Genomic DNA, 16,632 nt, shown 5'->3' with positions numbered 1-16,632 from the left:
AAGAGAGCGGCTTTCATGTTTTAGTAATCTTAAAACTGATTACTAAAGCATTGGCTATTAGTTGCTTACGCTTGCAACCACACCAGCACCTACAGTACGGCCACCTTCACGGATAGCGAAACGTAGGCCTTTGTCCATAGCGATTGGGTGGATAAGCTCAACGCTCATCTCAACGTTGTCACCAGGCATAACCATTTCAGTACCGTCTTGTAATTGGATTGCGCCAGTTACGTCAGTAGTACGGAAGTAGAACTGTGGACGATAGCCGTTTAGGAATGGCGTGTGACGACCACCTTCTTCTTTTGATAGTACGTATACTTCAGCATCGAAGTTGGTGTGCGGGGTGATTGAACCTGGCTTAGCTAGTACTTGGCCACGTTGTACGTCTTCACGCTTGGTACCACGGAGTAGTACACCACAGTTCTCACCTGCACGGCCTTCGTCTAGTAGCTTACGGAACATCTCAACACCAGTACAGGTGGTTTTTTGAGTGTCACGGATACCGACGATTTCGATTTCGTCACCAACTTTTACGATACCAGATTCAACACGGCCAGTTACTACGGTACCACGACCTGAGATTGAGAAGACGTCTTCGATTGGCATTAGGAATGCTTTGTCGATGTCACGCTCAGGCTCTGGGATGTAGCTGTCTAGGGTTTCTAGTAGTTCTACGACAGCTGGTTCGCCGTATTTGCCGTCGTCGCCTTTTAGGGCTTGGGTGGCTGAGCCTTTCATGATTGGGGTGTCGTCGCCTGGGAAGTCGTAGTCGTTAAGAAGTTCACGAACTTCCATTTCTACAAGCTCTAGCAATTCTTCGTCGTCTACTAGGTCACATTTGTTCATGAAGACGATGATGTATGGTACGCCTACCTGACGTGATAGCAAGATGTGCTCACGAGTTTGTGGCATTGGGCCGTCAGTTGCTGATACGACTAGGATTGCGCCGTCCATTTGAGCGGCACCGGTGATCATGTTTTTGACATAATCGGCGTGACCTGGGCAATCAACGTGGGCGTAGTGACGAGTTTCGGTGTCATACTCTACGTGTGAGGTGTTGATGGTGATGCCACGTGCTTTTTCTTCAGGGGCTGAGTCAATTGACGCGTAGTCTTTGGCTTCGCCGCCTGAGGTTTTTGCTGCTACAGTTGCGATTGCGGCAGTTAGTGTGGTTTTACCATGGTCAACGTGTCCGATGGTGCCGACGTTGACGTGGGGCTTGTTGCGTTCAAACTTGGCCTTTGCCATGAGTGTATCCTTTTTTATTGGGGTAAGCTTCTAGGTCTATAATTATGAGATAACTCATATAAAACGACTAAGATAATGCTGACCACATTGAAATAAATGTTTAGAGGTGCACTTAGTGTGCAGATATTATAAGAAAATAACCACCAATAACAAGTCTTTTAACTAATTATTGGTGTATTTCTAATAACTGTATATCTATAACAGTATAGAGGTCTTATATATAAGGGCGCTCTATACTGTCGTAAGCAAGCTAATTACTCATCATCATTAGAGTTGAACTTAGAGATGATTTCAGCAGCAACAGACTTTGGAATTTCCGCGTACTTTTGGAATTCCATTGAGTAAGTCGCGCGGCCTTGTGACATTGAGCGCATTTGCGTAGCATAACCAAACATCTCAGCTAATGGTACTTCAGCACGGATCTGCTTAGTACCACCAGGCAGATCTTCCATGCCTTGAACCATACCACGGCGACGGTTTAAATCACCCATGATGTCGCCCATGTAGTCTTCTGGCGTCTCAACTTCAACTTTCATGACTGGCTCTAGTAGCGCAGGGTTTGCTGCCATAAAGCCTTTTTTGAAAGCCATAGAACCTGCCATTTTGAATGACAATTCATCAGAGTCAACGTCATGGTATGAACCATCGTATAACGTTGCTTTTACGCCAACCACTGGGTAGCCAGCAAGGACGCCGTTTTGCATACGTTCTTGGATACCTTTGTCGACCGCACCGTGATACTCTTTTGGTACCACACCACCAACAACTTCTTCAGCGAATTCGTACTCAACATCACCTGCTGGATCAAGTGGCTCAAGACGTAACCAAACGTGACCGAATTTACCACGACCACCAGTCTGACGAACGAACTTGCCTTCTTGTTCGACAGTTTCACGAATCGTTTCGCGATAAGCAACTTGCGGTGCACCGATGTTGGCTTCAACATTGAATTCACGCTTCATACGGTCAACCAAGATCTCTAAGTGAAGCTCACCCATACCACTGATGATAGTCTGACCAGACTCTTCGTCAGTATGTACACGGAACGACGGATCTTCTTTTGCCAAGCGGCCTAGAGCGATTGACATTTTTTCTTGGTCAGCTTTAGTCTTTGGCTCAACAGCAAGGCTGATAACTGGATCTGGGAATTCCATACGCTCAAGCGTAATAACGTTTTGCTCATCACATAACGTGTCACCAGTACCAACGTCTTTCATACCGACTAAAGCAGCGATGTCACCAGAGCGGATCTCTTGTAGCTCTTCTTGCGAGTTAGCATGCATCTCAACGATACGGCCGATACGCTCACGCTTCATCTTAACTGGGTTATAAACACTGCTACCCTGCTGCATAACGCCTGAGTAAACACGAACGAAGGTTAAGTTACCAACGAACTTGTCATTCATGATCTTAAACGCTAGTGCGGCAAACGGCTGATCATCAGACGCTTCACGGAAGCCTTCAGACTCTTCTTTGTCATCAAGAATACCGCGGATTGCTGGTACATCATGCGGCGCAGGCATATAACGAATAACTGCGTCTAGCATTTTTTGGACGCCTTTGTTTTTAAAGGCAGTACCACAAAGCATTGGGATGATTTCGTTAGCGATAGTACGCTCGCGAATAGCGTTATGAATCTCATCTTCAGACAGCTCGCCGTCTTCTAGGTATTTATTCATAAGTTCTTCAGAAGCTTCAGCGGCAGTCTCAACCAACATCTCGCGATATTCTTCTGCTTTAGCTTGCAGCTCGCTTGGGATCTCACGCTCTTCAAACGTCATACCCTGAGTTTCAGTATCCCAATAGATAGCTTTCATAGTGATAAGATCGATAACACCTTCAAAATCTTCTTCTTTACCGATTGGAATAACGACCGGTACTGGGTTACCACCAAGACGAGTTTTCACTTGTTCTACAGCACGATAAAAATCAGCACCAACACGGTCCATCTTATTGACGAACGCTAGACGTGGTACTTTGTACTTGTTTGCCTGACGCCATACAGTTTCAGACTGTGGCTGAACGCCGCCTACTGCACAGTAAACCATACAAGCCCCATCAAGGACACGCATAGAACGCTCAACTTCAATGGTGAAGTCAACGTGACCTGGGGTATCGATAATGTTGATGCGATGTTCATCAAACTGTTGATCCATACCTTTCCAGAAACAAGTCGTCGCAGCTGAGGTGATCGTGATACCACGCTCCTGCTCTTGTTCCATCCAGTCCATAGTTGCGCCACCATCATGAACTTCACCGAGTTGGTGGTTTTTACCAGTATAGAATAAAATACGCTCAGTCGTGGTAGTCTTACCAGCGTCAATATGCGCTGAGATACCAATATTACGATAGCGCTTTAAGGGAGTTTTACGAGCCATAGTATTTTCCTAGGGAAATTCGTGTATGAATTAAGGTGTTGTGTCTCTACCCCATACTCTGTAACAAAGCCGTCAACTTTATAGTATGACTTACTGATTATTGGACCTGATACGGACAAACAAGAGCAAATACTAAGAATATAGTGGTATAAATTTTGGGATACTCTTTAGTAAGAACCAGCTAGGAGTAGACCTATAAAGATGCCTATATAAAGAAATATCTTGATAGATGTCCGCCACCTGGAGGCTTTAGCAGTATAAAGCTAAGTATAATAAGCTTAGCGGTATGCCACTAAATAACCGTTAACGATGGCGACAATCAATAGAATAAAACAATTATAAGAATATCGCTTAGAAGCGGTAATGCGAGAACGCTTTGTTGGCATCAGCCATACGGTGAACTTCATCACGCTTCTTCATAGCATTACCTTTACCTTCTGAGGCATCGCTTAGCTCACCGGCAAGGCGCAAAGCCATAGATTTTTCAGAACGCTTAGCAGCGGCTTCCGCTAACCAACGCATAGCCAAGGCAGTACGACGGGAGGGGCGTACTTCCATTGGTACTTGGTAGGTTGCACCACCAACACGGCGAGCTTTTACTTCGACCATTGGGCGAACGTTTTCTAGCACTTCTTCGAAGAAAGATACTGGATCTTCGATGTTACGCTTTTCGCTTACCGTCTCAAGAGCACCATATACGATACGCTCAGCAGTAGATTTTTTACCATCGTTCATCACGTGGTTGATGAATTTGGCGATAGTTTGGCTACCAAACTTAGGATCCGGTAGGATCTCACGGGTAGCTACGACGCGACGTCTTGGCATAATAAATTTCCTTGTCTTCAGGAGAGTCTGACATTCATAATCTCAAGCTGCATCTATAAGAGCAGAGCTATCCATTATCAGTCAGCCTTACTGCATAGTGGTATGTTTAATAGCAAAATCACTGAGTGAGTTTTGTCTAGTAACACCAAACCTATGCACAGTTAAATGGGTAATGCAAAAAGCTCAGCTTACATTAAGCTTTTGGCTTTTTGGCACCGTACTTAGAACGACCTTGCTTACGGTCTTTTACGCCTGCGCAGTCAAGTGCACCGCGAACGGTGTGATAACGTACACCTGGTAGATCTTTTACACGACCACCACGGATAAGCACAACGCTGTGCTCTTGTAGGTTATGACCTTCGCCGCCGATATAGCTTGATACTTCATAACCTGAAGTTAAGCGAACACGGCATACTTTACGCATAGCTGAGTTAGGTTTTTTTGGTGTAGTCGTATAAACACGAGTACATACACCGCGGCGCTGTGGGCACGCTTGCAACGCAGGAACTTTTGACTTTTCCTTGATGGTTTTGCGACCCTTACGAATCAATTGGTTAGTTGTTGCCATAAGGCATCCTTCTCCCGTTTGGTATAAAACAAAAAAATGGGCCAATCTGCCGAGCAATCCACGATAATCGTAAATATTGGCAGTACCCATTTTTAGGACAGTATATTATAAAGAGTTGTTGCTGCTATTTCAACTACTTATCAGCGATTTCACTTTACAACTATTCTTGAATGTGCAATAAGTCTTTAACCTGTAATAAGCTAAATTAACTTGTCCATACTAAATGGCGATACTGAGCTATTTTTCAAGAGCGGTAACGATATTACCAACCATATCCTACCTTTAGCCCTTTTATTCATCAGTATCGCCTTTTGGCTTAGTGTCTGTTTTAGCACCTACATGAATCTGCTAAAGCTACTTATTGGCTTGAGCTTGTTGCTTATCTTGCTTAGCCTCATCGCTCTTGGCATTATTATCAGTTTTTTTATCATCTGCACCGCTCTTATCGTTAGTTTGCTTGTTATCGTCTGACGTCTTAGCAGATTCTTTGTCGCTTTGCTTATCTTGCTCAGTCTTGTCTTTTTTATTGCTATCAGAGGTTTCAACTTTAGCTTCGCTGCCACTGTCATCGGTAATGGCTTTATTAGCAAGCTTAGGCTCAGGCCCGAAGGTCGCTTGTGCTACGCCAATGACTTCGTCAATTAAGCTACTGTTATAACGCATACCAACAATGACAGCAGTCGCTGGCAAAAAGCGGCGCAACCAAGATAGATTAATTTGATCTAAATCGATACCCACTTGTCCGGCGATATTATCGACTTGTTCGGCGTAGTAATTGACGTTTTTATTTTTTAGACCTAAGTTTTGCAGCTCGTTATGCAAACCGCGGCTTTGTGCATTATCAAGTAACTGTTTACCTACGCCAATACCTGCAAGCAGAGCCTGCTTTTCTTGCATTTTACTCAGATCGGCTGCAGAGAGTAGCTCATAAGCCATCTTTACCCCTTGCTTGCCAGTCAACGGCTTATCATAAACGGCAGCGAGCTGATACACGGTGCGTAGTGATACTAATAATAGCCATAAAGTATCGGCGAGCAAACCTGGCAGACCTGCAAGACCAGTAATACCGCCTAATGTCGCTAAAGCACGGTTTTGGTTAGCGATATCAGTGGCAAGTGCGTAGCGCTGCTCCTCATCTAAGCTCGATATATCCGCAAAACGATGCTCGTTGGGTAGATCTAAATGACTCCAACTAGCAGCAAGGTTGGCAATTTGTGCAAAGGCGCTATCGATAGTTGATTGAAAAAGACTATTAGGCACTATCTTTTTGGCATACTTACCATAAGTGGCAAAACGCGTACCGATCAGCTGCTGGGTGGCCTTTAGTGTCTGCTCACGAAATAGGTCTTGCTGATAATCTTCATCACCTAAATTAACGGCTTTATATTGACGCGGCTTGCCTGCCTTGGCGTTCGCGCTATCGATAAAAGCGCCCATACGCTCAAGATTATCACGAGTGAAATGACCGATAGTACTAATACCTTTAGAGAGGGTGTTACGCTTTGCCATAGTTATGTCCTTAAATTGACAGGGTTAGTAAGCAGAATGTTATTGTTAGCACCTATTATTTTATAGGGTAAGTGCTCTATATTTTGAGCTTTTATAGCTTAACCTTTAATAAGCTTGTAAATTAAAAGATTAGAGGCTTTACTACAGTTACATTTATTAGAGTAGCTAATTCTCATAATGGCTGTCAGTGTGAACAATGTTATTGAGAACATAAAGTTTGTATCTTCTACTTTCTGTTAACGACTTTATAGTAGGTCATAATCAATAACTAACAATGATCTTAACAAAGCTTACCAGTTTGAGTTTTAACGTCTGACAATTCACTATTAATCAAACATACTTATCAGTCAGTAAAATATATTGCATATCTTGTGCATCATTATAGTCGGAACTAAGGTATCATTGTATGACTTTATCTGAGGTTCAGATTGGGTTGGATTGTGAATAATCTAGCTGACAAATAGTCTTGTACAACCGATCTGAAAATCGTAAAAACACCATTATTACAAGGAATAGAATATGCGCCGAGTGGTTATTACAGGAGCTGGGATCGTCTCTTGCATCGGTCACGATTTGGCCCGCGTTACTCAGTCTCTAAAAGAAGGACAATCTGGTATCACCTTCAATGAGTCCTATGCCGAGCATGGATTTAAGTCGCAAGTGAGCGGTAGTATCGACAAAACGGCATTAGATACCGCCAAGATCGATCGTAAGCTCAAGCGCTTTTTTAGCGATGCTAGCCTCTATGCTTATGTCAGCGCCTTAGACGCTATCGAGCAATCAGGCTTATCTCTTGAGACGATTAATAACAATCCGCGTGTGGCCTTAGTCGCCAGCTCAGGTGGCGCCTCGACCGAGAGTATCGTCAACGCAGTAGAGGCCATGCGCGAAAAAGGTCTGCGCGGTGTTGGCGCTATGGCAGTACCCAAAACGATGGGCAGCTCAGTCTCCGCGGCATTAGCAACTGGCCTGAAGATTCAAGGTGTCTCCTACTCTCTTACCTCTGCTTGCGCCACCTCAACGCACTGTATCGGTCATGCCGCTGAGCTCATTCAGCTCGGCAAAGCAGATGTGGTGCTTGCAGGCGGTAGTGAGGCGGAGCACTGGACGCAGTCTTGTATGTTCGATGCGATGGGCGCAGTTAGCACCCAGTATAACGATACACCAAAGCTGGCTTCTCGTGCTTATGACAAAGACCGTGATGGCTTTGTGATTGCTGCTGGCGGCGCGATGCTAGTGGTTGAGAGCCTTGAGCACGCTGAGGCACGCGGCGCTCATATCTTAGCCGAGATCGTCGGTTATGGCGCAAGCTCCGATGGAGCGCAGATGGTCGCGCCTAGCGGTGAGGGTGCGGTACGCTGCATGCAACAAGCGCTGAATGACGCAGGTTTAAAGAGCGTCGATTATATCAATACTCATGGTACGAGCACGCCGCTAGGGGATATCACTGAACTGCAAGCTATCGCCAAAGTATTCGGTGGCGATATCAGTCAAGTCCCGCCGATAAGCTCTACTAAATCCATGACCGGTCATAGCTTAGGCGCAGTCGGCGCGCAAGAGCTGATTTACTGCTTGTTGATGCTGAAAGAAGGCTTTATCGCCCCAAGCATCAATGTCGACACTCTAGATGAAGACGCTACTGGTTTCGATATCGTCACCCAAAAGCGTGAAACCAAGCTCAAGACATTGATGAGTAATAGCTTCGGTTTTGGCGGTACCAATGCAACTTTGATTATTAAAGAATTTACTGCTTAATTTATGAGTACTGAACACCCTACAATCAATGCAGCGCCCAATGAGACGCCAGCTATGTTTAATCATAGCTGGCGTTTTGGCGACTTGTGTGCCGCAGAGTTACTGCCTGTACTACAGCAGCATCTAATAGCCAAAGACAGCGCGGCAAACTGGCAACTGGTTTGGCTCGCTAATGACGACGAGCCAGTCATCGGTCTACTACCTAAAGTCAGCTGGCAGCTTTATTTTGCGCCAGATTCGCAAGCAACTTATCAGCTGATGCAAACGTTTCGCGACGATTCTATGACGTCAACTGTAGCAAACATCACTTATGAGGCTTGGCAACAGCAGCTCATCGATTATTGTAGAGATTATGAGAAAGTGGAAAAAAGGCGAAAAAAAGTAGCGCAAACTACGTCAAGCTCGCCGCGCTATCATCATGGCCTCATTGGATTTATCGGTTATGACATCGCCGCGCAGGACTTAAGCCCAGCGGTCACTATGACAAATGCTGAGTCGCCGCTTGCTGCACTCGGTCATTATGATATCTATTTAACTAGAAATGTAGACAACAATATAAACAACAAAGCTAATGGGACAATCTGGTCGCTAAGCTGCAAATCGACTGACAACTCAGACAAGGCAATAAAAGACAACCACTTAGAGCAGCTCGTCTCTTATCTTAATGCTTTAGAACATAAGCTTACTAAACATGGTCAAGCGGAAACCTTATCTGAGCACAAAGAGTTGAGTCAGCTGTATCCGCTATTAACCCCTTTAAAGCTGACACCTCAGTGGCAAAAAAGTGACTATAAACAAGCGTTTGCGCAAACCCAGCACTACCTGCAGCAAGGCGACTGCTATCAAATCAATCTGACCCAAGCTTGGCAAGGGCAGTTAGCATCTTCGGCAAATAATGAGCAAGATCTGACAACAACACTAAGCTTAATGGACTATCTGCCAAGCTTACAGCGTAATACACAAGCGCCTTTTGCCGGTTATATGAGCGTCAACTCTTTAAACAACGATTCGCTAAATCAAGCAGATTTTGAATTACTAAGCTGCTCACCAGAGTTGTTTTTTACCTTTAGTAAAGACGCTATTAGCGACAAGCACGCCATCACCACTAAGCCGATAAAAGGTACCATGCCGCGCGGTATCACTACGGAGGAAGATGCAACCTTTAAACAGCAGCTTTTAAGCAGCGATAAAGATCGCGCTGAAAATGTGATGATCGTCGACTTACTACGCAACGACTTGGGAAAATACGCTAAAACAGGCTCAGTAAAAGTACCGCAGTTATTTGCTATTGAGAGCTTTAGTAATGTTCATCACATGGTCAGCACTATCACCGCTGAGCTAAAGGCAGACACCCATCCGCTAGCGGTATTATTTGGCAGTCTGCCGGCAGGCTCCATCACCGGTACCCCTAAAAGACGCGCGGTTGAGATTATATCGGAGCTAGAAATAGCGCCGCGTGGCGCATATTGTGGCACTATGGGTTATATGAATTTCGATGGTAGTGGGCAATGGAATGTGCTGATTCGCACCTTGCAGGCCGCAAGGCTAGAAGACGGTAGTAAATCCGTGCGTTTGTGGGCAGGTGGCGGTATTACGGTTGCCTCAGATATAGACGCTGAGTATCAAGAGTGCTTAGATAAAGTGGGCAACCTGCTTGCAGTATTGGCGCAAGCGGATTGCTCATAAAGACTTATCTTAATAGACAAACTCAGTGCTTTTATTGAGCCGCTAGCTCCTTTAGTGCGGTAATAAGACGCTGTTGCTGCTCAGCGGTTCCTACCGTAATACGCAGATACTCTTGTATACGCGGCGTATCAAAGTGTCTGACAATAATGCCTTGCTCGCGTAACGCGCTTGCTATACCGATAGCGTCACCATCATGAGGACGCGCAAAGACAAAGTTGGCCTGTGATGGCAACACCTCAAAACCTAAAGCCTTCAATTCGGCAGTCAAAGAATGACGCAAATCAATCACTTGCTGACAAGTCTGCTCAAAGTACTCGGTATCTAAAACACTAGCTCTCGCGCCAGCTTGTGCCAGCTTATCTAACGGATAGCTATTGAAGCTATTCTTCATGCGTGTTAACGCTTCAACTAACGAAGGGTTACCAAAGGCCATCCCTACTCTGAGGCCAGCGAGCGAGCGTGACTTTGAGAAGGTTTGAGTCACTAATACATTATCTAGCTCGTTAATCAGGCTCACCGCCGAAACGGTCGCGCCAGCTTGTGCAAAATCAATATAAGCTTCATCTATGACAATAGTGGCATTGGGATGCTCGCTCGCAAGCTTACGAATATCTGCAAGCGAAAGTAACAAGCCGGTTGGCGCATTAGGGTTAGCAATGATGATACCACTGCAAGGCTGACGATACGCATCAGGATCAATACTAAAATCCGCTTCTAGCGCGATCTTTACCAACTCAACTCCAAAAGTCTGGGCATATACTGGATAAAAACTATAGCTGATATCCGGCGCTAGCAGTGGCCGCTCTTTCATAAAAAAACTGGCAAATATTAACGCCAGCACTTCATCAGAGCCATTACCGACGAAGACTTGATTGATATCTAGGTCATAAGCTCTCGCTAAAGCGCCACGTAAGTCGTCAGATTCAGGCGCAGGATATAAGCGCAGCTCTTCAGCTTGCTGGGTAAGTACGGCGCTGATTGCTGCAGCAACTTTTGGTGAAGGCGGAAATGGGTTTTCGTTGGTATTAAGCTTACATAAGTTATTGTGCTGCGGCTGCTCACCGGGAATGTAAGGTGATAAATTACGCGCTTTACCGGACCATAGCCTAGTATCTACCTTTAATTCACTCATAAATGACCCTACTCTTATTCTACTCTAACAACCCTGTTACCCATATCGTAACACTGTTAGAAATCCTCAATTAATAAACAAGTTAAAATTAGCGCTGGTTTGACGACTTTTTTTAGTTTTAGATCGTTTATTATATCTATTATTACGTTTGTATTTTTGCGCTATTATTCAACTATTGATAAAGCCTTACTGGTAACGATAACGAGCCGAGCGCGCATGCGCTTCTAAATCTTCACGCTGCGCTAAGATATCAGCAGTCTGGGCTAATGGCTTACTGCCGCCTTCACTGCAATAAATGATAGAGGATTTTTTTTGAAAATCATACACCCCTAGCGGTGATGAAAATCTCGCCGTGCCTGAAGTCGGCAAGACATGATTAGGTCCTGCGCAGTAGTCACCAATGGCCTCTGGCGTATAACGACCCATAAATATTGCCCCTGCATGACGCACCTCATTAAGCAGGCTATCTGGATCATCAACAGACAGCTCTAAGTGCTCAGGTGCAATACGGTTAATCAGCGCCATACCATCTTGTCTATCTTTGACCAGTATCAAAGCGCCGCGGCTTTTGAGAGAGTCGCGCGCGATATCGGCTTTAGGTAACTCTGCTAGCGCCTTGTCAATCTCCGCCGCAACTTCAGCTAACTGCTCACTACTCGTAGTGACAAAGATAGCTTGGGCAATACGGTCATGCTCAGCCTGCGATAATAAGTCCATCGCAAGCCAGTCTGCGCGATCAGCCGCCTCGCCTTCGGCATAAACCAGCACCTCAGAGGGACCGGCAATCATATCGATACCCACTTGACCGAAGACGGCACGCTTCGCCGCGGCAACATATTTGTTACCCGGTCCGGTGATTTTATCTACTTGCGGAATGGTTTCAGTACCATAAGCCAAAGCAGCTACCGCCTGCGCTCCTCCTACCGTAAAGACCCGATCCACTTCTGCTAAATGCGCAGCGGCTAGTACCAAAGGATTGAGCACACCATTAGGCGCAGGTACCACCATGATGACTTCTTTAACGCCTGCGACTTTTGCAGGAATAGCATTCATAAGTACTGAGGAAGGATAAGAGGCTAAGCCGCCAGGAACATAGATACCAACGCGATCAAGCGGCGTGACTTTTTGGCCCAAACGATTACCTAGCTCGTCTTCATAGTGCCAACTGTCTTGTACTTGGCGCTCATGAAACGTCTTCACTCGCGTGGCGGCCGTGTTCAGCGCTTCTTTTACTTCAGTATCAAGCGTGGTAAAAGCTTTTACTAAAGCTTCTTGTGAGACTTCAAGCTCTGGCATTGTGGTTGCAGGATGTTGATCAAATTTTTGCGTTAACGCTAATACTTCACTATCGCCATGAGCACGCACCTGCGCGATAATATCATCAACCGTCTGTAATAAATCGCCGTCATTGACGGTCTCAAAAGCAAGCAAGGTAGATAGCTGCTGCTCAAAGTCGCTATCTTGAGTCGTCATTTGGCGCATAACTGATTCCTATAGTTGGTACACTTCAAAACCGGTTTAGGGCTACTGTAATGAGTTTTTGCAGAGCCTATAAAAAAGCGAGTAGAGTAAAACTAGTGTAGCACGCCCTATATACGATGAGCCACTAAACGGGTTGCGACGCTTCAATAATAAGGTTTGATATTATTAATGGCTAAAACCTTTAATGGCTAAAACCTTGTTAAGAGGTGGCTTTTATACTCTCTTTAAAACTATCTAAAATAGGCTCAAGTAAGGCAAATTTGCGCTTATAACTGACTTGATTGACGATCAGCCGCGAGGACACGTCACAGATATGATCGCGTGGCTCAAGACCGTTTGCAATCAAAGTATTACCAGTGTCGACCACATCGACGATCAAATCGCCTAAACCAACTAAAGGCGCAAGCTCCATCGAGCCATAGAGCTTGATGACATCGACTTGCTGGCCTTGACTGGCAAAGTAAGCGCGCGCAACATTGACATACTTAGTAGCGATGCGTAAACGGCGATTGGGTAAAGTAGCGCCTTTAACGCCAGCGGTCATCAGCTTGCACTGCGCAATGCGTAAGTCTAAAAGCTCATAGACATGATTGGCACCATGCTCAAGCAAGACGTCTTTACCCGCTACCCCAAAGTCAGCGGCACCATGCTCTACATAAGTCGGTACATCACTTGCTCGCAATATTAGAACGCGTACATTTGGATGAGTGGTTGGAAAAATAAGCTTGCGCGAGGCACTAGGGTCTTCTAACAAGTCCACCCCTGCGGCTTGTAACAGCGGCATGGTTTCATCAAGAATCCGGCCTTTAGAAAGCGCTAAAGTCAGACCATTAAACTCATTATCCACTTCGTTCAATAAAGCGTTATCTTGCTGTTTTTGATTATTTCCAGTCATAATTTTCAGTCATAGTATTTATAGAGTTTCGATAACATTTAAGCAATTAATGTCAATGTTATACATTCAGCGTCGACTAAAGGGTCTTCTATAGCAGTCTTATGGACTGTCCTTCAGTCAGCTTTTTATTATCAATATCAGTCGTTGCTGTTGATACGCTCGATGTTAACGCCTAAAGCGCGTAGTTTATTTTCGACATCTTCATAACCGCGATCGATATGATAAATACGGTCAATCAGGCTTTCACCTTCCGCTGACGCCGCCGCCATCACAAGCGACATAGAGGCACGCAGATCAGTTGCCATCACCGGCGCTGCGGTGAAATTCTCAACGCCTTTGACTACTGCCGTATGGCCATCAACTTGGATGGAGGCGCCCAAACGGTTGAGCTCTGGCACGTGCATATAGCGATTCTCAAAGATATTTTCAATAAAGGTACTTGTACCATCAGCAAGACAGGATATCGCCATGAGCTGAGCTTGCATATCGGTAGGAAAGCCTGGATGCGGCTGGGTACGAATATTAACCGGCTGCGGGCGCATACTCATCTGCGCGCGAATCCAGTCGTCGCCTGTGGTAATGATAGCGCCCATCGACTCAAACTTCTCGAGTACAGGAATCAACAATGCAGCTGATGTTTTTTTGGCTAATACATCACCGCGCGTCATCAATGCACCGGCTAGATAAGAACCAGTCTCGATACGATCAGGCACCACCGAATACTCGCAGCCATGCAGGCGCTCAACGCCTTCAATGGTCATCGTCGCGGTGCCAATGCCGCTTATTTTTGCGCCCATTGCTACAAGCATATTGGCCAAATCGACCACTTCTGGTTCGAGTGCACAGTTACCAAGCACTGTCGTTCCTTTGGCCAAAGCGGCTGCCATAATGACGTTCTCAGTACCGCCAACGGTCACCATATCGAACGAAAAATTACAGCCGATCAGCTTGCCGCCTTTTGGCGCTTGCGCTTTGACATAGCCATTTTCGACACTAATCTCAGCTCCCATCGCTTCAAAGGCTTTTAGATGCTGATCGACCGGGCGCGAACCAATCGCACAGCCCCCTGGCAAAGATACTTCAGCTTCACCAAAACGAGCAAGCAGTGGCCCCAACACCAAGATAGAAGCGCGCATCGTTTTCACTAAGTCATATGGCGCATAGAAATTATCTATGCTCGCAGTATCACAAGTCACCGTATCGCCATCTTTATGGATATCGATTCCCATACCACCGATTAGTCGAACCAAGGTGCGTACATCTTGTAAGGAAGGCACATTGTGCAGAGTCGTTGGTGTTTCGGCTAATATCATCGCCGCCAATAACGGCAAAGCGGCATTTTTAGCACCGGAGATAGTAACTTCACCTGCGATACGACTGCTGCCGGTAATTAAGAATTGATCCATAAAATGATAACCTAAGGGTAATTATAATAATAAGTAAAAGACACTAAAAAGAGCTTATGAATGTCAGCTAGTACGCTGAATGAATAAGCTAATTTAGGTGCGGCGCTTTAGCCTTTGGACTGCACTTCCCACTCGCTTGGCGTCAAGGCTTGAATATTGAGCGCATGTATATCACCGCTTGCAATCTTGTCATTAACTAGAGCATAGATAGCTTGTTGGCGCTGTACAGTACGCTTGCCCTCAAAGCTTGCATCCACCACGCGTACATCAAACTTATTACCTTGATTGGCAGCTTGAATAAAAGCGTCTGGATAGTGCTGTTGTAAAAATGCGATCAAATCATCAGCGTTCATGCTCATAACGTATCCTGTATTATTTAAGAAGTGTTATTTCAGTATTTTTATTGGGCGTGCGACATTATAACAAGAGTTTGACTCTCTTACAGTATTGTCTAGCACACTATTATCAAGCAGTAATTATTCGGCCCGCTAGCTATCAGCGGCGTATAAAACAACACCGTTAGCTAGCGCTGAAGCACTCAAACCATGTGCGATTTTATCAATAGGCTCAGAAGGCTCAGGTTTTTAATTCAGGTTTTTAGTTTAGCTGTTTGTCTAAGTAGCCCAACACCTGCGCCCGCACATCATTGACCCAGCGCAGTGGTGGCGCCATCGCCCCAATACTAGTGGCGTGACTCGCACCCTTGATCACGCCGTTTTCAACCGCAGCGCCGTAGTCTTTTAGCGCCTGAGTCATCTTCACTGTATTGGTGTCATGAACGGTTTCATCATTCTCGGCGGTCAATAATAAATAAGGCGGCTGAGGACCTTTAAGCTGTCGATCAGGCATCACCTCATCGGGGGTGGCATCATTGGCAAAGGCGCTAGAGCCGCCATACTTGCGAAAGTCGTAGCTATAAGGTCCGGCGATACCGATAACAGCGGCGATGTCGTCTGGGCTCACACCGTAAGGCGCTAAAAAATCCTCGTTGGACATAGCCGCGACTACATTGAACGCGCCAGCTGAGTGTCCGATCACCGCTAAGCGCTGTGGATCTGCATGCAAGCTTGTAGCATTGTTATAACTCCACGCGACAGCTTGCGCGGTGTCTTCTACAAAATCAGGATAGACGTGCTTGGGCGCTTTGCGATAATTAATCACTGCTGTGACATAACCGGCCTGAGCTAAGCTTTGACCGACAAAGGCATATTCTTCTTTACTACCACTTTCCCACGAGCCGCCATGGACAAAAACGACCATAGGATAAGTCTGGGCAATCTCTTGCTGAGACCTCATCGCTTGCGCTAAGGGCTTAGGGTAGTAAACATCTAAGTCCTGCGCTGACTCATCACCATATAAGATGTCTTTACTGACCGTAACACCGCCGCTCGCAGTCAGACCGTTGACTATCGCCAATGCGGATAGCGCTTGTGCTTGTTGAGTAGCTAGCATCACACCGCCAAACAAGGTCACGGCCGTCACTCCCATCTTGACGAGCTTAAATTGACGTGACGGTTTAGACGGGTCACTCGCTGATTGGGGCGTATCGGCTGGCTGCTTCATGGTCTACTGTCCTGTTATCCTGGGTTTATCCGTTAAGGTTGAGAAGATAGATTTTCTTATTCTTGCACTTTTGAAAATACTGAACTGCGAGCTTTAAAAGACTATTACCTCAATGACAGTAAATAGCTTAAGAGTTAAAGGTGATGGCGTCAGATAAATCCTGTGATAATGGTTAGCATTCTTGT

The 16,632-nt window shown here is 45.7% G+C and carries 13 protein-coding genes; 2 read left to right on the top strand and 11 right to left on the bottom strand.

Annotation, left to right across the window (positions count from 1 at the left end):
• Positions 1 to 57 precede the first annotated feature (57 nt).
• The 5 genes from tuf to W234_RS0107955 all read right to left on the bottom strand — a co-directional run bounded on the left by tuf (position 58) and on the right by W234_RS0107955 (position 6,528).
• Positions 58 to 1,248, bottom strand: a complete 1,191-nt coding sequence (gene tuf / locus W234_RS0107975) for an elongation factor Tu (protein WP_025644530.1) — start codon at positions 1,246 to 1,248, stop codon at positions 58 to 60.
• A 254-nt stretch (positions 1,249 to 1,502) separates the two neighbouring features.
• Entirely contained in the window at positions 1,503 to 3,626 is a 2,124-nt protein-coding gene (gene fusA / locus W234_RS0107970; RefSeq protein WP_025646356.1) for an elongation factor G, read from the bottom strand.
• 351 nt (positions 3,627 to 3,977) lie between these two features.
• Positions 3,978 to 4,451: a 30S ribosomal protein S7 gene (gene rpsG / locus W234_RS0107965; protein WP_025646354.1), complete on the bottom strand. Its 474-nt coding sequence runs from the start codon at positions 4,449 to 4,451 to the stop codon at positions 3,978 to 3,980.
• A 193-nt stretch (positions 4,452 to 4,644) separates the two neighbouring features.
• Positions 4,645 to 5,019 (bottom strand): 30S ribosomal protein S12, encoded by a 375-nt coding sequence (gene rpsL, locus W234_RS0107960; protein WP_025646352.1) that lies wholly within the window; start codon positions 5,017 to 5,019, stop codon positions 4,645 to 4,647.
• 354 nt (positions 5,020 to 5,373) lie between these two features.
• Complete coding sequence (locus tag W234_RS0107955; RefSeq protein WP_025646350.1) at positions 5,374 to 6,528, bottom strand: EcsC family protein; 1,155 nt, start codon at positions 6,526 to 6,528, stop codon at positions 5,374 to 5,376.
• A 519-nt stretch (positions 6,529 to 7,047) separates the two neighbouring features.
• Between W234_RS0107955 and W234_RS0107950 the strand changes: the two genes are divergently transcribed.
• Positions 7,048 to 8,283 carry a beta-ketoacyl-ACP synthase II gene (locus tag W234_RS0107950; RefSeq protein ID WP_025646348.1) on the top strand — a complete coding sequence of 412 codons (1,236 nt, stop codon included), beginning with the start codon at positions 7,048 to 7,050 and terminating at the stop codon, positions 8,281 to 8,283.
• A 3-nt stretch (positions 8,284 to 8,286) separates the two neighbouring features.
• Positions 8,287 to 9,969, top strand: coding sequence for an anthranilate synthase component I family protein (locus W234_RS0107945; protein ID WP_051397478.1), 1,683 nt, complete (start codon positions 8,287 to 8,289; stop codon positions 9,967 to 9,969).
• 31 nt (positions 9,970 to 10,000) lie between these two features.
• On the opposite strand, the gene hisC is transcribed toward W234_RS0107945, so the two are convergent.
• The 6 genes from hisC to W234_RS0107915 all read right to left on the bottom strand — a co-directional run bounded on the left by hisC (position 10,001) and on the right by W234_RS0107915 (position 16,447).
• A complete protein-coding gene (gene hisC / locus W234_RS0107940; RefSeq protein WP_025646344.1) occupies positions 10,001 to 11,101 on the bottom strand; it encodes a histidinol-phosphate transaminase in 1,101 nt (366 codons plus the stop codon).
• 186 nt (positions 11,102 to 11,287) lie between these two features.
• On the bottom strand, positions 11,288 to 12,583 hold the full coding sequence (gene hisD, locus W234_RS0107935; protein ID WP_025646342.1) for a histidinol dehydrogenase: 1,296 nt from the start codon (positions 12,581 to 12,583) through the stop codon (positions 11,288 to 11,290).
• A gap of 199 nt (positions 12,584 to 12,782) precedes the next feature.
• Positions 12,783 to 13,478, bottom strand: a complete 696-nt coding sequence (gene hisG, locus W234_RS0107930; protein WP_025646340.1) for an ATP phosphoribosyltransferase — start codon at positions 13,476 to 13,478, stop codon at positions 12,783 to 12,785.
• 137 nt (positions 13,479 to 13,615) lie between these two features.
• Entirely contained in the window at positions 13,616 to 14,884 is a 1,269-nt protein-coding gene (gene murA / locus W234_RS0107925; RefSeq protein ID WP_025646338.1) for a UDP-N-acetylglucosamine 1-carboxyvinyltransferase, read from the bottom strand.
• 107 nt (positions 14,885 to 14,991) lie between these two features.
• Entirely contained in the window at positions 14,992 to 15,243 is a 252-nt protein-coding gene (locus W234_RS0107920; protein WP_037059357.1) for a BolA family protein, read from the bottom strand.
• A gap of 238 nt (positions 15,244 to 15,481) precedes the next feature.
• Positions 15,482 to 16,447, bottom strand: a complete 966-nt coding sequence (locus W234_RS0107915; protein WP_025646335.1) for an alpha/beta hydrolase — start codon at positions 16,445 to 16,447, stop codon at positions 15,482 to 15,484.
• Positions 16,448 to 16,632: the final 185 nt, after the last annotated feature.

This window comes from Psychrobacter sp. TB15, assembly GCF_000511655.1.
GTDB lineage: Bacteria > Pseudomonadota > Gammaproteobacteria > Pseudomonadales > Moraxellaceae > Psychrobacter > Psychrobacter submarinus.
This window is presented reverse-complemented; position numbering and strand designations above follow the sequence as displayed.